Annotated in this window: 19 protein-coding genes; 17 read left to right on the forward strand and 2 right to left on the reverse strand. The window is 40.8% G+C overall.

The features are described 5' to 3' along the window. Nucleotides 1-61: 61 nt before the first annotated feature. The 11 genes from hpf (at nt 62) to H9564_RS07125 (ending at nt 12,051) form a co-directional block, all read left to right on the forward strand. Nucleotides 62-604 (forward strand): ribosome hibernation-promoting factor, HPF/YfiA family, encoded by a 543-nt coding sequence (gene hpf / locus H9564_RS07075; protein ID WP_191684810.1) that lies wholly within the window; start codon nt 62-64, stop codon nt 602-604. A 204-nt stretch (nt 605-808) separates the two neighbouring features. Further along, nucleotides 809-3,172 (forward strand): preprotein translocase subunit SecA, encoded by a 2,364-nt coding sequence (secA, locus tag H9564_RS07080; RefSeq protein ID WP_191684811.1) that lies wholly within the window; start codon nt 809-811, stop codon nt 3,170-3,172. A gap of 90 nt (nt 3,173-3,262) precedes the next feature. Continuing rightward, nucleotides 3,263-4,379 (forward strand): peptide chain release factor 2 gene (prfB, locus tag H9564_RS07085; protein WP_404804690.1). Its coding sequence is split into 2 segments (ribosomal slippage): nt 3,263-3,334 and nt 3,336-4,379, totalling 1,116 coding nucleotides; the frame shifts between segments, so codons are not numbered across the junction. A 58-nt stretch (nt 4,380-4,437) separates the two neighbouring features. After that, complete coding sequence (locus H9564_RS07090) at nt 4,438-4,764, forward strand: PspC domain-containing protein (protein ID WP_191684813.1); 327 nt, start codon at nt 4,438-4,440, stop codon at nt 4,762-4,764. Beyond that, nucleotides 4,765-5,118, forward strand: coding sequence for a phage holin family protein (locus H9564_RS07095; protein WP_191684814.1), 354 nt, complete (start codon nt 4,765-4,767; stop codon nt 5,116-5,118). It abuts the gene before it with no gap. A 16-nt stretch (nt 5,119-5,134) separates the two neighbouring features. Next, on the forward strand, nt 5,135-6,094 hold the full coding sequence (gene hprK, locus H9564_RS07100; protein ID WP_191684815.1) for an HPr(Ser) kinase/phosphatase: 960 nt from the start codon (nt 5,135-5,137) through the stop codon (nt 6,092-6,094). Then, nucleotides 6,087-6,911 (forward strand): prolipoprotein diacylglyceryl transferase, encoded by an 825-nt coding sequence (lgt, locus tag H9564_RS07105; RefSeq protein ID WP_191684816.1) that lies wholly within the window; start codon nt 6,087-6,089, stop codon nt 6,909-6,911. The genes hprK and lgt overlap by 8 nt, the downstream gene beginning before the upstream one ends. Nucleotides 6,912-6,939: 28 nt before the next feature. Next, nucleotides 6,940-7,956: an NAD(P)H-dependent glycerol-3-phosphate dehydrogenase gene (locus tag H9564_RS07110; RefSeq protein WP_191684817.1), complete on the forward strand. Its 1,017-nt coding sequence runs from the start codon at nt 6,940-6,942 to the stop codon at nt 7,954-7,956. A gap of 64 nt (nt 7,957-8,020) precedes the next feature. Continuing rightward, a complete protein-coding gene (galU, locus tag H9564_RS07115; RefSeq protein ID WP_191684818.1) occupies nt 8,021-8,923 on the forward strand; it encodes a UTP--glucose-1-phosphate uridylyltransferase GalU in 903 nt (300 codons plus the stop codon). Nucleotides 8,924-9,245: 322 nt separating this feature from the next. Next, entirely contained in the window at nt 9,246-10,178 is a 933-nt protein-coding gene (gene trxB / locus H9564_RS07120; protein WP_191684819.1) for a thioredoxin-disulfide reductase, read from the forward strand. A 145-nt stretch (nt 10,179-10,323) separates the two neighbouring features. Beyond that, nucleotides 10,324-12,051 carry a phospho-sugar mutase gene (locus H9564_RS07125; protein ID WP_191684820.1) on the forward strand — a complete coding sequence of 576 codons (1,728 nt, stop codon included), beginning with the start codon at nt 10,324-10,326 and terminating at the stop codon, nt 12,049-12,051. Between the two features lie 272 nt (nt 12,052-12,323). Here H9564_RS07125 and H9564_RS07130 read toward each other — a convergent pair whose 3' ends face one another. Then, nucleotides 12,324-15,248 (reverse strand): LTA synthase family protein, encoded by a 2,925-nt coding sequence (locus H9564_RS07130; protein WP_191684821.1) that lies wholly within the window; start codon nt 15,246-15,248, stop codon nt 12,324-12,326. A 278-nt stretch (nt 15,249-15,526) separates the two neighbouring features. On the opposite strand from H9564_RS07130, the gene uvrB reads away from it, so the two are divergent. The 5 genes from uvrB to whiA all read left to right on the forward strand — a co-directional run bounded on the left by uvrB (nt 15,527) and on the right by whiA (nt 23,492). Next, complete coding sequence (uvrB, locus tag H9564_RS07135; protein ID WP_191684822.1) at nt 15,527-17,575, forward strand: excinuclease ABC subunit UvrB; 2,049 nt, start codon at nt 15,527-15,529, stop codon at nt 17,573-17,575. 20 nt (nt 17,576-17,595) lie between these two features. Beyond that, complete coding sequence (gene uvrA / locus H9564_RS07140) at nt 17,596-20,445, forward strand: excinuclease ABC subunit UvrA (protein WP_191684823.1); 2,850 nt, start codon at nt 17,596-17,598, stop codon at nt 20,443-20,445. A 216-nt stretch (nt 20,446-20,661) separates the two neighbouring features. Beyond that, nucleotides 20,662-21,531, forward strand: coding sequence for an RNase adapter RapZ (rapZ, locus tag H9564_RS07145; protein WP_191684824.1), 870 nt, complete (start codon nt 20,662-20,664; stop codon nt 21,529-21,531). Between the two features lie 19 nt (nt 21,532-21,550). Next, nucleotides 21,551-22,537, forward strand: coding sequence for a gluconeogenesis factor YvcK family protein (locus tag H9564_RS07150; RefSeq protein ID WP_191684825.1), 987 nt, complete (start codon nt 21,551-21,553; stop codon nt 22,535-22,537). Between the two features lie 13 nt (nt 22,538-22,550). Then, nucleotides 22,551-23,492, forward strand: a complete 942-nt coding sequence (whiA, locus tag H9564_RS07155; protein WP_191684826.1) for a DNA-binding protein WhiA — start codon at nt 22,551-22,553, stop codon at nt 23,490-23,492. 49 nt (nt 23,493-23,541) lie between these two features. Here whiA and clpP read toward each other — a convergent pair whose 3' ends face one another. Next, on the reverse strand, nt 23,542-24,135 hold the full coding sequence (gene clpP, locus H9564_RS07160; RefSeq protein WP_003717598.1) for an ATP-dependent Clp endopeptidase proteolytic subunit ClpP: 594 nt from the start codon (nt 24,133-24,135) through the stop codon (nt 23,542-23,544). Nucleotides 24,136-24,821: 686 nt separating this feature from the next. On the opposite strand from clpP, the gene H9564_RS09280 reads away from it, so the two are divergent. Beyond that, nucleotides 24,822-24,953, forward strand: a complete 132-nt coding sequence (locus H9564_RS09280; protein WP_255372237.1) for a hypothetical protein — start codon at nt 24,822-24,824, stop codon at nt 24,951-24,953. The last annotated feature ends 150 nt before the right edge of the window (nt 24,954-25,103 follow it).

Below are 25,103 nucleotides of genomic sequence, written 5' to 3' on the forward strand. Positions count from 1 at the left end.
AGAAGAGTGGTCCTTCTGATACCAGATCAAGCAATTGCTTGAACTGAAAGGAGAAATTACTATGTTAAAGTTCAATATTCGTGGTGAAAACATCGAAGTAACTGACTCAATTCGTGACTATGTAGTAAAGCGGATTAATAAGTTACAAAAGTTCTTCGAAGATAACGTAGAAGCAACTGCCCATGTGAACTTAAAAGTTTATCCTAACCGTACTTACAAGGTAGAAGTTACTATTCCATTACCATACCTTACATTACGGGCTGAAGAAACTTCTAACGACATGTACGGTAGTGTTGACCTTGTTACTGATAAGCTTGAACGGCAAATCCGGAAGTACAAGACTAAGGTTAACCGTAAGTCACGTGAAAAAGGCTTTAAGAACTTAGAATTTGTCCCAACCGATGATGATGCTGAGAGTCAAGATGACTTGAAGATCGTGCGGACAAAACAAATCTCACTCAAACCAATGGATCCTGAAGAAGCGGCTCTCCAAATGGACATGCTTGGTCATGACTTCTTCGTCTTCCAAGACGCTGAAACTGATGGAACCAGCATTGTTTACCGTCGTAAGGATGGTCGTTACGGTTTGATCGAAGCTGAATAGGCTTAACAAATAGAAATTTAAGAGGCGGGAATTAATCCCACCTCTTTCTTATTTTAAAACTATTTTCATCTGAGTTGTAACGAATTCGCACTCCAGCCCGAAACGTGGTAAACTATTAAGGTTAGAATACAAATTAAAATTGGCTTGAGTAGCTGCAATTTCTCAAGACAAAATAAAAAAACGTTAATTAGGAAGGACGCTTTTATGGCTAACATTCTAAAAAAATGGATTGAAAGCGATCGTCGTGAATTACGTCGGATTAATAAGATCGCAAATAAAGTTGAAAAATATGCTAAGCCAATGGCAGCAATGTCAGATGATGAGCTAAAAGCGAAGACTGACGAATTTCGTGCACGCTACAAAAAGGGTGAAGATCTTGACCACATGTTACCAGAAGCCTTTGCGGTAGCACGTGAAGGAGCAAAACGTGTCTTGGGCCTTTACCCATTCCACGTTCAAATTATGGGGGGAATTGTTCTTCACGAAGGTAACATTGCCGAAATGAAGACTGGTGAAGGTAAGACTTTAACCGCCACCATGCCGGTTTACCTTAACGCAATTAGCGGTAAGGGTGTTCATGTTATTACGGTTAACGAATACCTATCAAAGCGTGATGCTACAGAAATGGGTCAGCTTTATAATTGGCTAGGGTGCAGTGTTGGGGTTAATAACTCTGAAATGTCACCTGATCAAAAACGTGAAGCATATAAGGCTGATATTATGTACTCCACGAATAGTGAAATTGGGTTCGACTACCTTCGTGATAACATGGCTGTTTACAAGGAAGACCAAGTTCAACGGGGATTGAATTATGCCTTGGTTGATGAGGTTGATTCAATTTTAATTGATGAAGCGCGGACGCCATTAATTATTTCTGGTCCAGGTACTGGTACTTCAAAGCTTTATAAGCAAACTGATCGTTTTGTTAAGACGTTGAAGAATGAGGTTGACTACAAGGTTGACCTCGAGTCGAAGACAGTTGCCTTGACTGATGAAGGAATTCAAAAGGCTGAAAAGTACTTCAACTTAAAGAACCTTTATGATCCGGAAAATACTGCATTGACCCACCACCTGGATCAGGCTTTACGGGCCAACTACATTATGACCTTGGATAAGGATTACGTGGTTTCTGACGGTGAAGTTTTGATCGTTGATTCATTTACCGGACGGGTTATGCAAGGTCGGCGGTTCTCTGATGGCCTTCACCAAGCGATCGAAGCTAAGGAAGGCGTTCAGATTCAAGAAGAAAACAAGACCATGGCTAACATCACCTACCAGAACTTGTTCCGGATGTATAATAAGCTTGCGGGGATGACTGGGACTGCTAAGACTGAACAGGAAGAATTCCGTGAGATCTACAACATGGAAACCATCACAATTCCAACGAACCGACCTGTTCAACGGAAAGATGAACCTGACTTACTTTACCCAACATTGAAGAGTAAGTTTGCAGCCGTTGTTAAGCGGATCAAGAGTTTACACGAAAAGGGCCAACCAATTTTGGTTGGGACCGTTGCTGTTGAAACTTCTGAATACCTTTCCCACCTATTGGATCAAGAACATATTCCTCACGTTGTCTTAAACGCGAAGAACCACGCTAAGGAAGCCGACATTATTAAAAATGCTGGTCAACGTGGTGCCGTTACAATTGCGACGAACATGGCCGGACGGGGAACTGATATCAAACTTGGCCCTGGTGTTCGTGAATTAGGTGGTTTGGCTGTTATTGGTACTGAACGACATGAATCACGGCGGATTGATAACCAGCTACGGGGACGTTCTGGTCGTCAAGGAGATCCGGGACTTTCACAATTCTACCTTTCACTTGAAGATGACTTAATGAAACGGTTCGGTGGTGACCGGATCAAGGCCTTCTTGGAACGGATGAAGGTTGACGATGATGATGCGGTAATTAAGAGTCGTTTCTTAACCCACCAAGTTGAATCAGCACAAAAACGGGTTGAAGGGAACAACTACGATTCCCGGAAGAACGTTCTTCAATATGATGATGTTATGCGTGAACAACGGGAAATCATCTATAAGGAACGGCAAGAAATCATTACTGAAGATAAGTCATTAAAGTGGGTTCTTATGCCGATCTTTAGGCGGACTATTCAACGGGAAGTAGAACAACATACTCTTGGAGATCGCAAGGATTGGGATCTTAAAGGAATTGTTGATTTTGCTGAAGAAGTGATTGTTAAGCCAGATACGATTAGCGTTTCTGATTTAGCAAATAAGTCACCACGAGAAATAGTTGATTTCTTAATGGGATACGCTAAGCAGGTTTACAAGGATAAGCAAAAGCAACTCTATGATCCAGCACAAATGCTCGAATTTGAAAAGGTTGTCCTTTTGCGGGTAGTTGACTCCCACTGGACTGATCACATTGATGTAATGGACCAGTTCCGTCAATCAGTTGGCCTTCGTGGTTACGGTCAATTGAACCCTCTTGTTGAATACCAAACTGCTGGTTACCATATGTTTGAACAAATGATTGCGGATATCGAATACGAAACTACTCGACTCTTTATGAAGTCACAAATTCGTCAAAACGTTACCCGCTAAACTAAATACTAATAACTATCAAGGTACGGTAGCAGGTGGCCCTAAGGCGGTACCTGTTACCGTTTTGATTTAATAATGGAGGAACCCATTTTGGAACTTAGTGAAGCAAAGAAAAAAGTAGAAGCAATGCAACATGAAGTTGCCCGCTTCGGGAGGTCTCTTTGACCTAGATGCGTTAGATGAAAGCATTGCGGAAAATGAACAAAAGATGACTGAACCTGGCTTTTGGGACGATAATGTTGCTGCGCAGAAAGTAATTAATGCTAATAATGAACTCAAGGATAAGCGGGATACTTTTGTTAAATTACGGGATAGTATCGGTAATTTACAAACATCGATCGAACTACTTGAACTAGATCCCGATCCCGATCTCCAAAGTGAGTTTGAAAGCTCATTTACAGAAACGCAAAAGGAGCTTGAACAGTACCGACTCAACCAGTTACTTGATGGTGAATATGATGCTAAAAATGCTATTTTGGAAATTCACCCGGGTGCAGGAGGAACGGAAGCCCAAGATTGGGGTGCCATGCTCCTCCGGATGTACATTCGTTGGGGTGAACAACATGGCTTCAAGGTTGAAACTGCCAGTTATGAAGCTGGAGATGAGGCCGGAATCAAGAGTGTTACCCTATTGATTAAAGGACATAATGCTTTTGGCTACCTTCGAAGTGAAAAGGGAGTTCACCGTCTTGTCCGCATTTCGCCATTTGATGCAGCAGGGCGGCGACACACGTCCTTTGCTTCGGTTGATGTAATGCCAGAGCTCGATGAAAGTGTGAACATTGATATTGACCCTTCAGATCTCCGGGTTGATACTTTCCGTTCTAGTGGTGCCGGTGGTCAGCATATTAACAAAACTGAATCAGCAGTGCGGATTACTCATATTCCAACTGGAATCGTTACTTCATCTCAGGCGGAACGGTCTCAATTGCAAAACCGGGTTACGGCGATGAATATGTTAAAATCCAAACTTTATGAATTGGAAGAAGAGAAGAAGGCTAAAAAGCGGGCTGAGATTGAGGGAGAACAACTTGAAATTGGTTGGGGTTCCCAAATTCGCTCGTATGTGTTCCACCCGTACACTTTGGTGAAGGATAACCGAAGTGGTCATGAAACCCATAATGGACAGGCAGTAATGGATGGCGACTTAGACCCGTTCATTAACGCCTACCTTCAATGGAAGTTAAGTCAAAAAAATCCTCAGTAAATCTGATTGCAGTTACCGAGAAAACACAGTAAGATTAAGCTATTAGGAGGGATGAATTATGTCAAAAAAGTTAACCCGATCTTATGATGATCGCTGGCTTGCTGGAGTCCTAAGTGGTTTAGCTAAGTATTTTAATACCAAACCACTTTACTTACGGATTGCGTACATTTTGTTTACTGCAATTACAGGAATCTTTCCTGGAGTTATTGTATACATTGTGTTGTTGGCAATTATTCCGCCAGATCCAGCTCATCCCGGAATTGCTGGCCTATTTAAGGCGGTCTCTGACTTAACGTCTACGCCACAAAAGACAAAGGATTCGCAGGGACGGCGGCAATTAACAGATGTCGAAGAAAAAGATATTAAGAAGAATGGACGGTCATAGATGGAATTTATCAAGCGTGTAATAATAGATACAATTCTCTTTATTGCATTAGCCGGACTCTTTTCAAATACTGGGATGTTTTATGTCAATAGCGTTGGAGTTGCTTTACTCGCAAGCCTTGTCTTAGCGGTATTAAATGTTTTAGTAAAGCCAATCTTGTTGATATTATCGTTGCCCATTAATGTGCTTACCTTAGGATTGTTTAGTATTGTGATTAATGCCTTGATGCTACAATTAACGTCATCTTTTGTTGGCTCGTTTTATTTTCACTTCTCATCCTTTGGCTCAGCAATGTTGATTGCAATTATTATGTCAATTTGTAATGTGATTATTTCTGATCACATCAATAATTAGTGAAGGAGTGAAAACAGTGGCAGATCATGTTACCGTAAAAGAACTTGTTGATAACGTTCGCTTAAAAGTTTTGCAAGGAGAGGAATACCTCCAACGCCCGATTACTACTAGTGATATTTCGCGACCAGCCCTTGAATTTGCTGGCTACTTTAAGCATTATCCTGCAATGCGGATTCAATTATTGGGAATTACCGAAACATCCTTTGCAAAGGATCTAACTCATGAGAAACGGGAAAAGTACTTAACAAAAATGTGTGCACCGCAAACACCATGTTTTGTTATCTCAACTAACTTACCGATCCCTGAGGAATTACAGGTAGCTGCAAAGAATACTAAGATTCCGATTCTGGGTACGCACCTAACCTCTTCCCAGATTTTAAGTAACATGACCTCCTATCTCCTAGGGCGGTTAGCACCACGTCAATCACTTCACGGGGTTCTCGTGGATATTAACGGGGTCGGAGTGTTAATTACTGGTGATTCGGGAGTCGGAAAGAGTGAAACTGCCCTCGAGTTAGTTCGGCGGGGGCATCGCTTAGTTGCTGATGACCGGGTTGAAGTTTATGCTCGGGATGAACAGACCCTTGTTGGGACTGCGCCAGCAATCTTAAAGCACTTAATGGAAATTCGGGGAATCGGAATTATTGATGTTTCGACACTTTACGGAACTGGGGCAATTATGCCGAGTGATGTTATTAACCTGATTGTCCATTTGGAAACTTGGACACCAGACGTTCAATTTGATCGTTTAGGTGATCGGGGTGATACCCAAACTATCCAAGGGGTAATTATTCCTAAAGTTTCCGTGCCGGTTAAGACTGGGCGAAACCTTGCAATTATCATTGAATCGGCTGCGATGAACTACCGTGCCGAAACGATGGGTTATGATGCAACCAAGACCTTTGATGATAATTTAAACAGGTTAATCAAGCAAAACTCTGCACGCGATACAAAGGAAAAGCAAGATAATGACTAATTTAGTTTTGACTACCCTGGCACTTAATCCAATCGCCTTTAATTTTGGTCCAATCCAGGTTCACTGGTATGGGATCATCATTGCTACTGGAGTTGTTCTTGCCTTAATCTTGTCGGTTCGTGAAGGTCAACGACGGGGGATTAATGAGGATTACTTCTATGATTACCTTTTATGGGCATTGCCAGTGGCAATCGTCTGTGCACGCCTTTATTATGTTGCCTTTCAATGGTCATACTATTCCCAACATCCGGGAGAAATTATTGCGATCTGGGATGGCGGAATTGCAATCTATGGGGCAATTATTGGTGGAGTCTTAACCCTTTACTTCTTCTGTCGAGCGCGGCAAATTTCGATGTGGACGATGATGGATGTGATTTCACCAACATTAATTATGGCTCAAGGAATTGGCCGCTGGGGCAACTTTATGAACCAGGAAGCTTTTGGTGCGGTTACAACTCGAGCAGCTTTAGTTAGCCAACATATTCCAGAATGGATCATTAATCAAATGTACATCGGGAACCATTACCGGGTGCCAACTTTTTTATATGAATCGTTATGGGATTTAACCGGGTTTGTATTGTTACTTCTGTTACGTCACCATCATCACTTGTTTAAACGGGGAGAAGTTTTCTTGACCTATGTGATGTGGTATTCATTTGGCCGATTCTTTATTGAAGGAATGCGGACAGATAGCTTAATGATTGGAAGTGTCATTCGGGTATCACAAGTACTATCATTAATTCTTTTTGTTGCGGCATTGATTATTTTAATTGCTAGACGGCAGCGGACAAATCTTCCGTGGTATGTAAATCAATAATTTTTATTTGTTATAAAGGAGAATGACTATGGCTGAACAAATTGCAGTTTTAGGAGCAGGTTCGTGGGGAAGTACGCTAGCAAATATGCTAGTGGAAAATGGTCATAATGTTAAATTATGGTCCCGTAATCAGGAACAAGTTGATCAATTAAATAACGAACACGTTAACCCTCACTACATGAAGGACTTTGTTTATTTAGATAAGTTAGTGGCAACCTCGGATATGGAGGAAGCCGTTAAGGGTGCTGAAATTATTTTAATTGTTATCCCAACAAAGGGGATTCGCCAGGTGGCAAGTCAACTTAATACAATCTTGGAAAAGAACCATCAGCTGCCATTAATTGTTCACGCAACTAAAGGGCTAGAGCAAAACACTTATAAGCGCCCTTCAGAGATGTTAATGGAAGAAATTAATGAAGAGAACCGTCAAGATATTGTGGTACTCTCTGGGCCAAGCCATGCTGAAGATGTTGCAATTAAAGATATGACTGCTGTTACTGCCGCTTGTGCTAACTTAAATGATGCTGCACGGATTCAGAAAATTTTTAGTAATAATTACTTCCGTGTTTACACCAACAATGACGTGATTGGTGCGGAATTTGGTGCTGCCTTAAAGAACATCATTGCAATCGGTGCGGGTGCTCTTCAAGGACTTGGCTACCATGATAATGCTCGAGCAGCTTTAATTACTCGGGGACTAGCTGAAATTCGGCGCCTTGGTGTAGCATTTGGCGCTAACCCAATGACGTTTATTGGTTTATCGGGAGTTGGTGATCTAGTCGTAACTGCAACTAGTAAGAACTCGCGGAACTGGCGTGCTGGTTACCAATTAGGGCAAGGAAGAAAGCTTGATGATGTAATTGAGCACATGGGAATGGTAATTGAAGGAGTATACACTACTAAGGCCGCCCATGAATTAAGCTTAAAACGACAAGTTAAGATGCCAATCACTGATGCACTATACCGTGTCCTTTATGAGGGTGAGGACATTAAGAATGCAATTTCTCAATTGATGAGTCGAGATCTTACTTCAGAAATTGAATAATTATGGTAAAATGCTTACAGTAGAGATTGAGAATTAAAAAATCTCGTGGAAAGGGTTTATTATTATGAAACGCGTACGTAAAGCAATTATTCCTGCTGCTGGTTTGGGGACTCGTTTTCTTCCAGCAACAAAGGCATTAGCAAAGGAAATGCTACCAATCGTTGATAAGCCAACGATTCAATTTATTGTTGAAGAAGCTCGCAAGTCGGGGATTGAAGACATTGTCGTTGTTGACGGCAAGAACAAGCGGTCAATTGAAGACCACTTTGACTCTAACCCAGAGCTGGAAGATAACTTACGGGCAAAGCATAAGGATGAAATGTTGAAGTTAGTTGAAGAAACTACTGACATTAACATTTACTTCATTCGGCAATCACATCCACGTGGTCTTGGGGATGCCGTTTTGACTGCTCGTGACTTTATTGGTGATGAACCATTTGTTGTAATGCTCGGTGATGATTTGAATAACATTAATAATGATGGCGAACCATTAACTAAGCAATTAATTGAAAGTTACGAACAAACAGGTGCATCTACCCTTGCTGTTATGCGTGTACCACATGAAGATACCGCTAAGTATGGTGTTATCAACCCAAGTAAAGAAGTTACTCCAGGCCTCTTTAACGTTACAAGCTTTGTTGAAAAGCCAGAACCAAAGAAGGCGCCAAGTGACTTGGCAATTATTGGTCGTTATGTCTTTACTCCAGAAATTTTTGATGTTTTGGCCAAGACTAAGCCTGGTAAGGGTGGCGAAATCCAATTAACGGATGCAATTGATACCCTTAACCAAACTCAACGTGTCTTTGCACGTCAATACATGGGTGACCGTTATGACGTTGGTAATAAGTTTGGTTGGGTTAAGACCAACATTGAATATGGTCTAAAGCACCCACAAGTTAAGGATGAATTACGTCAATACATTAAAGACCTCGGTACCAAATTTACAGCTGAGGACAAAAAGAAGTAAAAAATAGAACGTGAACCGCGACGAACTAGTCACCGAGTACTAAGAAGGTCCAGACGATGATTGTTTACAATCAAGTCTGGACTATTTAGACGGAGGTGACGGTCGCGGTGAACGTATTTTGACTTGGTTACATACAAACTCCCGATTAGATGCTGAAAGCATCTGAGAGGGATTTTGTTGTCTCTAGGGCTCTTTCCTGCGAACGTATTTCGACTTAATAGCAGTTTTTGCTAACTTATCAATAGTAAGCTAGATGATAGACAATAGTGGTGAAACAAGTTATTATGATTAGTAATCAAACTGTACTAAGGAGGGTCTTTAAATGGCTAATAAGGACCATTATGATGTAGTAGTAATCGGTGCTGGTCCGGGGGGAATGACGGCTGCTATGTACGCTTCACGGGCTAATTTATCCGTCTTGATGCTTGATCGGGGAATCTACGGTGGTAATTTAAATAACACCGCAACAATCGAAAATTATACTGGCTTTAAGAGCATTAAGGGTCCTGAGCTAGCTCAACAAATGTATGATGGTTCGACCCAATTTGGAGCCGAATATGCCTACGGGACTGTTACAAAGATTGAAGTTAACGATGATGGAACTAAGACTGTTTCCACTGATATGGACGATCATTTTGTTACCAAGGCAATTGTAATTGCAACTGGTTCTGAGCAACGTCACTTGAATGTACCTGGTGAAGAGAAATTTAGTGGCCGGGGAGTTTCGTATTGTGCTGTTTGTGATGGAGCTTTCTTTAGAGATAAGCCACTCATTGTTGTTGGTGGTGGTGATTCTGCTGTTGAAGAGGGAATGTATCTTGCTAACCTCGCTTCTCAAGTTACAGTGTTAGTCCGGGGAGATAAACTCCGTGCACAACCACTCCTTCAAGATGAAGCGATGAAGAATGATAAAATGAAGTTTATCTTTAATACTAGTGTGACGGAAATCATTGGGGATGATGCTAAAGTTACTGGTGTTAAGACTCATAATAATAAGACTGGTGAAGATGGTGAAATGCCAGCTGACGGGATCTTTATTTACGTTGGTAATGTTCCTATGACTAAGCAGTTTACTTCATTAGGAATTACTGATGATGCTGGCTGGATTAAGACGGATAACACGATGAAGACGAAGATTCCAGGTATTTTTGCTGTTGGTGATGTACGTGAAACCCCATTGCGGCAAATTGCCACTGCTGTTGGTGATGGTTCGATCGCTGGTCAACAGGTTTACCAATATATTCAATCATTATAATAATTATTGAGGACGAGGCAGGGGTTGCCTGGTCCTTTTTAATACTTCTAGTAAAACTTTAGTAAAACAACAAAGTAAACGAACACAGCTAGCTTATAATGAGTTATACTGGTAGCAGATTATGAGATACAAAGGAGCAATTTTGATGAGCTGGAAAGATACTTACCAAGTTTGGAAAGAACGGACTGATCTCGAACCAAATTTGAAAAAAGAATTAGATGCAATGCATGACGATAAGGAAATTGAGGATGCATTTTACGCACCAATGTCTTTTGGTACTGCCGGAATGCGGGGACTAATGGGTCCTGGTATTAACCGGATGAACGTTTATACTGTTCGTCAAGCAACTGAAGGTTTAGCAACGTTAATGGATTCCTTAGGTGATGGAATTAAAAATCGTGGAGTTGCGATTAGTTATGATTCACGTCACAATTCACGCCAATTTGCCCATGATTCAGCACGAGTATTAGGTGCTCACGGTATTAAGGTATACATTTACGATAACTTACGGCCAACACCAGAATTGTCATTTGCTGTTCGTCACTTACACACCTATGCAGGGATCATGATTACTGCTAGTCATAACCCAAAGGAATATAACGGTTACAAGATCTACGGTGAAGATGGTGGACAAATGCCACCAAAGGAATCAGACATGATGACTGGCTACATCCGGAAGATTACCGATATTTTTGACATCAAATTAGCTGATGAACAAGAAATGTTAGACAATGGGATCGAAACGATCATGGGTGAAGATGTTGATGCTGCATACTTGGCTAATGCAAAGAGTGTTACCGTTAACCCTGAGCTTGCTAAGGAATATGGTAAAGACATGAAGTTTGTCTTCACCCCATTATGTGGTACAGGACGGATGCTTGGTGAACGAGCATTACGTCAAGCTGGCTTCACTAACTTCACTATTGAACCTACAGAAGCTCAACCAAATGGTGACTTCCCTGGTTTGGAACACCCAAACCCAGAATTTCCAGAAGCATTTGTTCGTTCAATTAAGTTAGGAAAAGAAATTGATGCGGATGTTTTGATTGCTACTGACCCAGATGCCGATCGTCTTGGTTGTGCCGTTCGTCAACCTAATGGTGAATACCAATTATTGACTGGTAACCAAATTGCATCAATTATGTTAGCTTACATCCTTGAAGCTCACAAGCAAGCAGGAACTTTACCAAAGAACGCAGCGGCTGTAAAGTCAATCGTTTCAACAAACTTTGCCGCTAAAATTGCTGAAAGCTACGGTGTGAAGATGATTAACGTCTTAACTGGTTTTAAGTGGATTGCTGATCAAATCCACCAATACGAAACTGGTAAGGCTGATCACACCTTCATGTTTGGCTTTGAAGAAAGTTATGGCTACCTCATTAAGCCATTTGTTCGTGATAAGGATGCTATCCAATCATTGACTCTCTTAGCTGAAGTTGCCGCTTACTACAGAAGCCGGAACATGACTTTGTATGATGGCCTTCAAGAATTATTCAAGAAGTACGGTTACTTCCGTGAAAAGACAGTTGCTAACATGTACCCAGGTGTTGATGGCCCAGCTAAGATTCAAGCCTTGATGAAGAAGTTCCGTGAAGAAGCACCAACCGAATTTGCTGGTCATAAAGTAACTGTTACTGAAGACTTCTCTAAGGGAACAAAGACCACTGCTGATGGACAAGTTAGCGAATTAGGAATTCCTGAATCAAACGTTCTTCGTTACATCCTTGATGATGAAACCTGGATTGCTATTCGTCCATCTGGTACTGAACCAAAGCTGAAGTTCTACATTGGTACCAGTGCACCATCCCTCGATGAAGCCAACACTAAGCTTGCTTCCTTCGAAAAAGCATTAAAGGAATTTGCGGAGGAATAAGAGTGTGAGCCAGCAAAGGGCTTGCAGAAGGCTAGAAATTTCTCCTGACGAAGGTGTCTTGCGCCTAGGAAGGCGTTTGCTAGCCCTAGCAAGTCCCTGGCAAACACATTTTGACTTGGTTGCCTAGAAAGAGTTAGGCGGAGCTTGCGGTTAGGACGAATACGTTTCGGCTGTGTTGCAGTAAAAAATAAACAAAGGTTGCTAACAATAGCAAAACCTAATGAACAAAAAAGACGTCTCAAACATTATCGTTTGGGACGCCTTTTTAGCTTTTATTTTGCTATTTGTTTTAAGAATGAATTCTTTAAAAGATAGTGATGGCCAGCAGTTAAGTCGTATTGAACTAGTTGGTAGTCGTGAAAAAGCTTCTTTTGCTTTGCCGTGAGTTTAACGTGTTTACCTTGAGCACTAACGAAATCAATTCCTCCCTGATGTGCAGAATTATTCTTGGCGGTTCCATTAGTTGGTAGAGAAGTTGCTGGAACCTTTTCTGCAATTTCTGTCATTAAGGCATAATATGGAGAAACTTTGACGTCCATCTGAGCAAGGGCCATTGCAGCAAAGTTATTTGGCCCAACTAACTGGTGCTGCCAAGTCAGACGATTATGATTAAGTTTTCGAGCAGCTGAATTGCTATAGATAAAGTAATCAGTTTCGTGCAGTTGGGTACCGTACTTTCCCATTGGCAGACCGTGATAAATTCCAGGAAGGTGGTCACCGTACCAGACGACGGTGGTTGGTTGCTTTAGCTCGTCTAATTGATGGATCCAATCTTTCAATGCTTGATCGGTATAATGGAGCCCTTGAATATAAGTTTCAATTTGCGCCTTCTGTTCTGGAGTCTTAAATCCCTTACCAGAAATATGATAATTATTTTTGGCATAGTATATTGGGTCGTACGGCATGTGATTTTGCATGGTAGCTAATTGAACAAACTTACCGTGAGGGTGTCGCTTAAGGTTGAGGGTTACCTCTTTATAAGCTGAATCATCACTTACTCGGGGACTATTGTGAATTTTATTGGTGTAAGTAAGTTTATCTCCACCATCGAAATGATAGAACTTTTTAAAGCCAAACCTCTTATAAACAGTTTTTCTGCTGTACAAGTTAGCGGTAAAGGGGTGAATCCCAATACTGTAGTTAAAGAGGTTATTAATGGTAAAAGTCTGCTTTTGGTACGGAACAAGTTGTGAATATGGAGTCGGTAAGGTTGGCGAAAAGTTAGCCATGGAAAGGCTAGTTAATGCCTGGTATTCCATATTTGCGGTTCCGCCACCGTAACCAGAACTTAGCATTAATCCACTAGTAGTTTGTTTCTTTAATTGGTGAAGGTAAGGGATCGGATTCCCACTAACTTTCATTCCAGGAACTTTAGCCGGGTCAGCGTAACTTTCGCTAAGAACGAACACGAGGTTTTGGTTGCCAACACTCTTATGGGTTCGATTGCGATTAATTTCTGCGCCAATCTTTGCGTAATGTTTTTCTAAGTGCGCCATCGTTGCTGGTGAATATCCTTTAGGTTTACTCATCACATGGACATCGATATTATTGGCAAACTGCAAAAGAGTACCATTCATCTTAGCGCCCCGCAATTGAGAATAGAAATATGGGGTGTCGTCAATATTTTGTAATTGCTTATAAACAATCGAATTACTATGGTTAGCTAAGTTAAAACTAAGAAGGTAAATACAGGAAAGGATAGCAATCACGATTCGCGTCGCTGGGTTAAAACGACAAGTCTTTCCATAGCGCTTTTCTAGTTGCCAACTAGCAACGAGGGAAACAATAATGGCAATTAATGTAAAAGCAATTATCCACTTGTTAACCATTCCAAGCATTTCTCCAGGAGCAGCTAATGTTGAAATATCAGTCGGAATGATTGGCTCATTTCGTGCAGCAATCTTTAGGACAGAAGCACCAAGCCAACCAAGATAGAGGATTATTGTGATTCCGGAACTGAGCCACCAGCGATTGGTAATTGTCATCAAGATTAGGGCAATTGCAAAGATGATTAAGACGTTTACCGTGATAATTTTTGGTCGTTCGGTAAGCATCCACTCTACCATCGTAAATTTATCATTCCAAAGAATTGCAAATGAGGCTAACGTAATTCCCCAAAGAATAAGGTAAGTTAAAAGGATCGGCCAGTAATGATTGCTAAAGTGTTTCAGTCTTTGAAGCAGATTCCAATAGTTTAACTGCCAACTAATTTTATTTCCCAGGAAATTAACAAGAATCATAATGGTACTGAAAATAACAACAATCGTAATTCCCAGGATAATTATTGTTTGCCAACTTACTTGAGGTAATAGTAAAGGAGTAAAAAGCATTGGTAATCCAAGAAGATTCAAGAGGAGGAACCCCATGACAGGGAGAAGCTGACCCCGGTGTTTTTTCTTCTGTGCCCGTAGGAACCATGCCGTCATGATAAGACAAGTGAGAAGTAAGAATGGCTGATATGGGTTAATCCCTAATAGGTAGTGGGTATTAGGAGTCAGATCACTGTGGGGGCTATAGTCAACGTGGTTCATATTAAGCCAGGTAATGAGGGCGGCAAAGAGTAAACTAATAAATGTTAAAAAGAAATAACGAGCATTGGACCACTTCTTAAGCCATTCGCGATCATTTGCTAACCAATCTCCAAGTGCGAAAAGGTAGATAAACCAAATTAAACTCGTTCCCCGGTGAAACCCAAAGGCATCGTAGCCACTAACAAGGTTGATCAGCAAGAAGACAAATGAAAAACCAATTAGCCAGTGTCGACGGGTAACTGTTGACCAGCGGTGGCAAAACTTTTGTAGTGGATGCGCGAAAAGGTAAAAGCCACTACAAATGAGCCAGGTGATGAATACCTGCTGGACAACGTAGAGTTCGGGAGATGGCTGGGCTGAAGTGAGTATCGGTTGAGTTGTAAACTTTGCCCAGGTAAAGGTAATTGCTCCGACGATCCATAGGGTTAATACCGCAATTTGGCGATTAAATCGCCCTTGGTGTTGGTTAGCCCCAATTGCAATTGGGATCCATAATACGGTCGTACTAATAAATGTTTTTAAAATCCACCATAATATAAAGGGCAAGGTTGCTTCTTGTAGGTGGGTGAGCAACTGACTTGCGGTTCCTAAAAAGCAAATGATTGCGAGAACAACAAATAAACTTCCCAATTGAAGTTCCCGTTTTTGCTTTAAACTACTAAACATTGATCTCCAACTTTCTCTTTCATGAAATTTAAACATTACCATTATACGGATAGGAAAATTATGATTCAACCGTGACTAATCAGGATTAAGATAAAGTTAATTTCCGTTGATTTGTTGTTTTATAAGTTGTTTTATAATAAGACAAATTGAGCATTTTATATAGATAGACGAATACATGTTCCGGTGATAAACTAAAGAGGATAATTGTAACCATTGAGACGGAAGGTAGCAGAGATAAATTGTTGCCTTCCATTTTCAGGTACTGAGGAGGATTACTTGTGATATATCGCCAACCTCATAAAAATTTTGAATTAGTTTCTGACTATCAACCTACAGGTGATCAACCAGAGGCAATTAAAGAATTAACTACCGGGATCGAAAAAGGAGAAAAGTCGCAAATCCTACTAGGAGCAACTGGAACTGGGAAGACTTTTACGATCTCCAACGTAATTGCAAATGTAAATAAGCCAACATTAATTTTGTCTCACAATAAGACGTTGGCAGGTCAACTATACAGTGAAATGAAGAAGTTCTTTCCCCATAATGCGGTTGAATACTTTGTTTCCTACTATGATTATTACCAACCAGAAGCCTATGTACCTTCAAGTGATACCTATATTGAAAAAGATGCTTCAATTAATGATGAAATTGATGAGCTCCGTCATTCTGCAACTAGTTCGCTGATGGAACGTGACGATGTGATTGTCGTTGCTTCAGTTTCCAGTATCTTTGGACTTGGGGACCCAAGTGAATACCATAATCACGTTGTTTCGCTACGGGTTGGTCAAGAGATTGAACGGGATCAATTACTGAGAGAATTGGTTAATATCCAGTTCGAACGAAATGATATTGACTTTCAGCGGGGGCGTTTCCGGGTTCATGGGGATGTTGTTGAAGTTTTCCCGGCATCACGAGAAGATAAGGCGCTGCGGATCGAATTTTTTGGTGACGAGATTGATCGGATTCGTGAAGTTGATGCCCTTACTGGTGAAGTAATTGGGGATCGGGAACACATCTCAATCTTCCCGGCGACTCACTTTTTAACTAGTGAAGAAATTATGGACCGGGCTCTTCCACAGATCGAAAACGACATGAAAAAGCAGGTTAAGAAGTTTACAAAGGAAGGAAAGTTGCTTGAGGCTGAACGGATTCAGCAACGGACGACCTATGATATTGAGATGCTTCGTGAAATGGGCTACTGTAACGGAATCGAAAACTATTCACGGTATATGGATGGACGGAAGCCTGGCGAACCGCCGTATACACTATTGGACTTCTTCCCTAAGGACTTTCTATTAGTAGTTGATGAATCTCACCAAACGATGCCTCAGGTCCGGGGAATGTACAATGGGGATCGGGCCCGAAAACAGATGCTAATTGATTATGGATTCCGTTTACCAAGTGCGCTTGATAACCGGCCATTAAAATTGGCAGAGTTTGAAAAGCACGTTAACCAGGTTGTCTACATGTCTGCTACACCAGGTCCGTATGAGATGGAACAAACTGATCACGTTGTCCAACAAATTATTCGGCCAACTGGCTTGCTTGATCCGACGATTGAAGTTCGGCCAGTAATGGGGCAAATTGATGACTTAGTTGGTGAAATTAATAAGCGGATTGAAAAGCATGAGCGGGTCTTTGTAACTACTTTAACCAAGAAAATGTCAGAGGACTTAACGGATTATCTCAAGGATCTTGGATTAAAGGTAAAGTACCTTCATAGTGATATTAAAACCTTAGAGCGGACTCAGATTATCCGTGATCTTCGTCTTGGCAAGTTTGATGTTCTGGTAGGGATTAACCTTTTGCGGGAAGGACTCGATGTTCCAGAAGTATCTCTTGTAGCAATTCTTGATGCTGATAAGGAAGGTTTTTTACGGAATGAACGTTCTTTGATCCAAACAATTGGTCGGGCTGCCCGAAATGCTAATGGTTCAGTAATTATGTATGCTGATACGGTTACGGATTCAATGCAAAAAGCAATTGATGAAACGAAGCGACGTCGGGAAATCCAGATGGCTTATAATAAGAAACACGGTATTACACCGAAGACCATCATTAAGCCAATTCAAGAAGCTATTTCGTCAACTACTAAGACTGAGGATAGCGGTAAGAAGGCCGATGGTACTGAATTTACAAGTAAGGACTTTGCAAAACTTTCACGTGATGATCAAACTAAGATGATTGAAGAGCTAACCGAACAAATGCGGGCAGCTGCTAAACGCCTTGACTTTGAGCAAGCAGCAACTCTCCGTGATACGGTAATGGAATTAAAGGCACAGATGACAGGAAAGAAAACTAAAAAAGTAAAGCATAGTAAAAAATAATAAGAGGGAGTGAGTTATCCGTGGCAAACGATAAGATTATTATTCATGGTGCGCGGGCACATAATTTAAAGAATATTGATGTAAAAATTCCTAAAAATAAGCTTGTTGTTATTACTGGTTTATCTGGTTCGGGAAAGAGTTCTTTAGCCTTTGATACCTTATATGCTGAAGGACAACGACGCTATGTTGAGAGCTTATCTGCCTATGCCCGGCAGTTCTTAGGACAAATGGATAAGCCAGACGTTGACTCAATTGATGGCCTTTCACCGGCAATCTCAATTGATCAAAAAACCACTTCACATAACCCTCGTTCAACAGTCGGGACGGTTACGGAAATTAACGACTTCCTTCGTCTACTTTGGGCTCGGGTTGGGACACCAATTTGTCCAAATGATCATATCCCGATTAGTAGCCAATCACCTGATCAAATGGTGGATCGGGTATTGGAACTTCCTGAACGAACCCGTCTACAAATTCTTTCACCAGTTGTCCGGGATAAGCGGGGAACTCAGAAGAAGGTTTTTGAGAAGATTAAGAAAGAAGGATTTGTCCGAGTTCAAGTTGATGGTGAAACTTATGAACTAGATGAAGTTCCAGAGCTTGATAAGAATAAGAAGCACACCGTTAACGTGGTCATTGATCGGATTATCATTAAAGATGGAATTCGCTCCCGGCTATTTGACTCGTTTGAAGCAGCCCTTCGTCTAAGTGATGGCTATGCAATCGCAGATGTAATTGGTGGCGAACCGATTCCGTTTTCTGAAAAGTACGCTTGTCCAATCTGTGGTTTCACTGTTGGTGAGCTAGAGCCCCGCCTTTTTTCCTTTAACGCGCCAATTGGGGCTTGTCCAGAATGTGAAGGACTTGGTTCAAAGCTTGAAGTTGATGTTGATCTAGTGGTTCCTGACCGGACAAAGACGCTTCGAAAAGGGGCGATGATCCCGTGGAACCCGATTTCTTCACAGTATTATCCACAATTACTTGAGCAATTCTGTAAGTCTGCCGGGATCGACATGGATACGCCATTTAATAAGTTACCAAAGAAGCAACAACGGCAAGTCTTATATGGTAACGGAGACAAAACATTCCACTTCCATTATGAAAATGACTTTGGTGGTGTCCGTGATGTAGATGTTCCATTTGAGGGTGTGATCAACAACGTTAAGCGGCGCTACAAGGAGACTAATTCTGACTTTACCCGGGAGCAAATGCGAAAGTACATGACAGAGTTACCATGTCCAGCTTGTTATGGGTATCGGCTTAATCAACGGGCATTAGCCGTAAAAATTGCTGGTCAAAATATTGGTGAAGTTTCTGAATTACCAATTAGTGAGGCAATTCCATTCTTTAAAGGGATCAAACTTTCTGAACAAAAAGAAAAGATTGCTCGGCCAATCCTCAAGGAAATTTTAGACCGCTTAACCTTTATGAAAAATGTTGGTGTTGAATACCTAACCCTTAGTCGTTCTGCACGGACACTTTCAGGAGGGGAAGCTCAACGAATTCGTTTGGCTACCCAGATCGGTTCGAACCTTTCTGGTGTAATGTACGTTCTTGATGAACCATCGATTGGGTTACACCAGCGGGATAACGATCGCCTAATTTCCTCATTGAAGGCAATGCGGGATCTTGGGAATACCCTTATCGTTGTTGAACACGATGAGGATACTATGCGTGCGGCCGATTACATTGTTGATATTGGACCAGGTGCTGGAGCTAATGGTGGAAAAGTAATGGCTGCTGGAACTCCTAAGCAAATTATGCGTTCACGAAAATCATTAACCGGTCAGTACCTTTCAGGAAAAAAGATGATTGAAGTCCCTAAAGAACGCCGTGAAGGTAACGGAAAACACATAGTCCTTAAAGGCGCCGCCGAAAATAACCTAAAGAACATTGATGTTGATTTTCCCCTTGGTAAATTTATCTGTGTTACTGGTGTTTCTGGTTCAGGAAAATCGACCCTGGTTAATATGATCTTGAAACGGATCTTAGCGCAAAAGTTGAATAATAATTCAGCTAAGCCAGGAAAGTATAAGTCAATTAGTGGAATTAAGAATATTGAAAAGATCATTGATATTGATCAGTCTCCAATTGGCCGAACACCGCGGAGTAATCCAGCTACCTATACTGGTGTTTTTGATGATATTCGTGAACTCTTTGCTCAGACTAACCAGGCAAAAATGCGCGGCTACAATAAAGGGCGTTTTAGTTTTAATGTAAAGGGTGGCCGTTGTGAAGCATGTCATGGTGACGGGATCATTAAGATTGAGATGAACTTCTTACCGGATGTTTATGTTCCATGTGAGGTTTGTCATGGCACTCGTTATAATTCTGAAACCCTTGAAGTTGAGTACAAGGGGAAGAATATTTCACAAGTCTTGAACATGACCGTTTCCGAAGCATTGAAATTCTTCAGTGCAATTCCCAAGATTAAGCGAAAACTCCAAACAATTGAAGATGTTGGTTTAGGTTATGTTACTCTTGGTCAACCAGCAACGACGCTTTCAGGTGGTGAAGCCCAACGAATGAAGTTGGCCGCCGAACTCCACCGGCAATCACGAGGGAAGAGTTTCTATATTCTTGATGAACCAACGACGGGACTACATATGGATGATATTAAACGGTTATTGGCAGTTTTGCAGCGACTCGTCGATGCAGGAAACACTGTTTTAGTGATTGAACACGATCTTGATGTCGTTAAGTCTGCTGACTGGTTAATTGATCTTGGCCCTGAGGGAGGGGATGCAGGTGGTTATGTTGTAGCTACCGGGACTCCCGAAGAAGTTGCTCAAGTTAAGGAAAGTTATACCGGACAATATCTGAAGAAGATGTTGGAACGGGATAAGGAACTTGAAGAGAAGAAAAAGTAGCATATAACCTAAGATTAGTTCAGGATGATTGTAAATTGTCCTGAACTTTTTTCTTTATGTATGAGATGCCTCCTTCCTAGTCGCAAGCCGCCGTTGTCAGGAGAAATTGCTAGCCTTCCGCAAGTCCTTTGCTGGCTCGCACTCTTTTTTTGAAAGACACGCCCGGGGTGTTGTGATACAATGGTTAAGTATAAGTGTAGAAAAGAGGGGGAGAAAATGGATAAAAAGATGCGAGTGGTTATTATCACTGGAATGAGCGGTGCCGGCAAAACTGTTGCTGTTCATAGCTTTGAAGACTTAGGTTACTTTGTGTTTGACAATATGTTACCTAACTTAGCAGGAAAGTTTGTCGATGTAATGGAGAAGGCCAGTCAGTTTGATAAGGTCGCAATGGTGATGGATTCTCGTTCTCAGGGATTTTATGATCAGGTGTTACCAGCAATTAAGGAATTAAAGAAGCGTGAGGACCTTGAGGTTAGCGTTCTCTTCCTTGATGCAGATGATAATAAACTAATTTCTCGTTATAAGGAAACACGGCGTTCGCACCCGTTGTCTCCTCATGGAAGATTACTAGATGGAGTAACTGCTGAACGAAAGCTCCTTAATAATTTAAAGAGTGAGTCAGATGTCCGGATTGATACCACAACTTTGACACCGCGGAACCTTAAATTGCGGATCAATAAGATTTTTGGTCACGGCGAAGGAAGTAATTTCTACGTTGAAGTGATGTCATTTGGGTTTAAGTATGGGATTCCGTTAGATGCTGATATTGTCCTTGATGTTCGTTTTCTCCCCAACCCCTTCTATGTTCCAGAGCTCAAACACTTGACTGGAAATGACGTTCCAGTTCAAGAATATGTGATGAAAAGTCCATTGGCGAAGGAATTTTACAGTCATTTGAAGGCGCTGTTAGAAACAGCAATGCCCGGATATATCCATGAAGGGAAGAGCAGCCTTACAATTGCAATTGGTTGTACGGGTGGACAACACCGTTCCGTTACAATTGCCAATAAGGTTGCGGAAGATCTAAAAAACGATGGTTACCAAGTAAATGTTCACCATCGAGATGTGGATAAAGCAAAATAATCAGTAGAGGAAGGATCATATGTTTCACAAGCCAAAGATCGTTGTGATCGGGGGTGGAACCGGATTACCGGTTGTTCTCCGTGGATTACGCGATCAAAATGCCGATATCACAGCAGTAGTTACTGTTGCTGATGATGGTGGTTCATCAGGTATTTTACGGAATTATATTAATGTGGTTCCACCTGGTGATATCCGAAATGTTTTGGTTGCCCTTTCCGAGTTACCAAAACTTCAACGGGAAATTTTTCAGTACCGCTTTAAGACGACTGATCAATTTTTAGCTGGTCACGCGATCGGTAATCTTATCATCTCCGCACTTTCAGAAATGCAGGGTGATATTTTTGATGCTGTCCAGGAGCTTTCAGGAATGATGGAAATTCAGGGACATGTTTTCCCTGTTTCTGACGAACCATTAACGTTGAACGCTGAATTTACTGATGGTTCAACGTTGAGCGGTGAATCAGAAATTACTCATGCCCATAAGCAAATTAAACGAGTATGGGTAACACCATCAAATGATCAGGATGGTCACGAAGCCAAAGCTGTTCCTGAAGTAATTAAGGCAATTGAAAATGCGGATCAAATTGTCTTGGGACCGGGAAGCTTGTTCACCAGTATTCTCCCTAATTTGATGATTCATGATGTTGCTAAGGCCGTTTGTGAAAGTAAAGCTGAAGTTGTCTATATCTGTAATATCATGACGCAAAAAGGAGAAACCGATCACTTCACTGATGCTGATCATGTTCGTGTTTTGAACCGACACCTTGGTAAAAACTTTATTAATACTGTTCTGGTAAATATTGAACCAGTTCCTGACAATTATATTGATTTTAAAGAATGGAATGAAATTTCCCAGCCTGTTGGCCATGATTTCCAAGGCTTACGTAAGCAGGGATGTCGGGTAATTAGTTCTAATTTCTTGCAGCTAAAGGATAATGGAGCATTTCATGACCGTGATAAGGTCGTTAATGAATTAATGAATCGCCTCCATGAAGTTCACGATTAGGAGGTGCTCAACCTTGTCCTATGCTAGTGATGTTAAAAAAGAGCTAACAGCGATTAAGGTTCACCGTGATAATGCCAAGGCCGAATTAATGGCTCTCATCAGGATGAATGGTTCAATCGGGATTAGTAACCACCACCTAGTATTAAATATTCAGACTGAAAATCCAGCAATTGCTCGCCGGATTTATTCTTTGCTGAAAGACTTTTACCACGTTGAAAGTGAGATTGTTGTCCGTCGAAAAATGAAACTGAAAAAGAACAACCAATATATTGTTCGGTTACGTTATTCGGCAGAACGGGTTCTTGATGACTTAAAGATTTTGCAGGGGATGCAGATAAAAGAGCAGGTTCCCGTAGAATTATTAAAGGATGAGTGGATGGCTCGCTCATACTTACGTGGTGCATTTTTAGCAGGTGGATCGGTGAATAATCCTGAAACTTCTCGTTATCATCTTGAGATTTATTCTTTATACGAAGAACATAATGAGATTATTGCTAAAATGATGAATCAGTTTGGCCTAAATGCGCAAACAACAGCTCGGCGGAGTGGCTATATCGTTTATCTTAAGGAAGCCGAAAAAATTGCTAATTTTATGTCACTGATTGGCGCAACAAATTCAATGCTCCAATTTGAAAATATTCGGATTGTTCGTGACATGCGTAATTCAGTCAATCGCTTGGTTAATTGTGAAAATGCCAATATGAATAAGATTGCCAATGCTTCAACCAGGCAAATTGAGAATATTAAATTGATTGAGGCCCGAGTTGGTTTGGAAAGCTTACCAGATAAATTACGGGAAATTGCTGAAACAAGATTAGCGCATCAAGAAGTTAGTTTAAAAGAGCTTGGTGAATTAGTTCCTGGTGGTCCAATTTCCAAGTCCGGAGTAAATCACAGATTGCGAAAATTAAATGCCTATGCCGATGAGTTACGTGGTCAAATTGCAACTAAATAAAAAAGAGACCGGAATTTTTCCGGTCTCTTTTTTTAACTTAGTTACTAAATTACTTTAACTTAGAATTATTTTCCATGATTCCGTCAAGTAGACCATAGTCAACAGCTTCTTGAGCGGTTAAGTAGTGATCACGTTCGGTATCACGGTTAATTTTTTCTATCGGTTGTCCTGAATTCTTGGCCAGAATTTCATTAATCATCTTCCGGGTCTTCAAGATTTCAGTAGCAGCAATTTCAATTTCGGTTTGTTGACCTTGAGCACCACCAGATGGTTGGTGAATCAAGACTTGTGAGTGTGGCAAACCAAAACGCTTACCCTTAGCACCAGATGATACCAAGACACTAGCCATTGAAGCAGCCATTCCGATAACAATAGTTTGGACATCAGACTTGATAAAGTTCATGGTATCGTAAATTGCCATTCCAGAGGTAACTACACCACCTGGAGAATTAATGTAAAGGTAAATATCTTTAGTAGAGTCTTGCGCATCCAAGAAAAGCAATTGCGCAACGATTGAATTAGCCATGTCGTCTTCGATTGGACCAGATAACATAATGATCCGATCCTTTAGAAGCCGTGAGTAAATGTCATATGCACGTTCACCACGAGATGATTGTTCAATGACAGTTGGAACTAAATTCATAGTAAATTGGCCTCCCTTATTTTTAGCACTTGTTAGTCTTATTTGCTAACTTATGTGAATACTATACTCGTTTGGTCAAAAAAGGTCAAATATTTTGCTATAAAATAATTAACCTTTTTTGCGGTAAAATAACTGGGAGCTTTAATTAAAAGAAGTTACTAACTAGGTACTTAAAGTATTAGTTAGTAACTTCTTTATTCTTAATCAATTTAGAATAGTAATGGTTGGTTAATTATTAATAGAGGGAGATAAAATAATAAACCATAATTATTGTTGATTATTAGTGAAGGCCTTTAGCAATTAAAGCCAATTCAGTGGCAGCTGATTCTTTATCAAGAACTGTCCAGTCAGTATTATTGAATTTAACGAATGCTTCGAACATATCTTTAGTCATAATAAATTACCTCTTTTTTATATTAGTGAGCTCTTTAATTGGCTCCTTCTTGATTACGACTATATAGTACCTCATATTGGTATGTTTTGTAAATTATTTATATTATTAGCTTTTCAAGGCGACAATATTTAATTGGTATAGGTACGCTTGAGAAAATATTTTAGCTGTTAATCATTGTCATAGCGGGATCGAACGGTTAGTGATTCTTTAGAAGGGTTGCTTTTTAAGACCATGCCCGGTATAATTGGAGCGTTAATTATTTTACGTTTAATATATTAAGGAGGCATTTGCTATGCGTAAAGCACACCCATACGGCGTTCAAGGTCGTCGGCCAATTGCTCCTAAGTACAAGCGAGCATTAAAGGAAAAAAAGATTGAAGCTATTCGTAAGTGGGCTAAGGAAAAGCCAGCTGAAGAAAAGTAATTTAGCTTTATAAAGTAAAAAAGATTGGTAAGAGTAATTCTTACCAATCTTTTTTACTTTATATAAACAATTGAATCATAACCACCCGTAAAACGGGTGGTTTGTACAACGGCTATAAGCCGATCAGAAAAGCCAGCGTCTCAAGGCGCT

Origin of the sequence: Limosilactobacillus avistercoris (assembly GCF_014836425.1) — a bacterium.
Classification (GTDB): domain Bacteria; phylum Bacillota; class Bacilli; order Lactobacillales; family Lactobacillaceae; genus Limosilactobacillus; species Limosilactobacillus agrestimuris.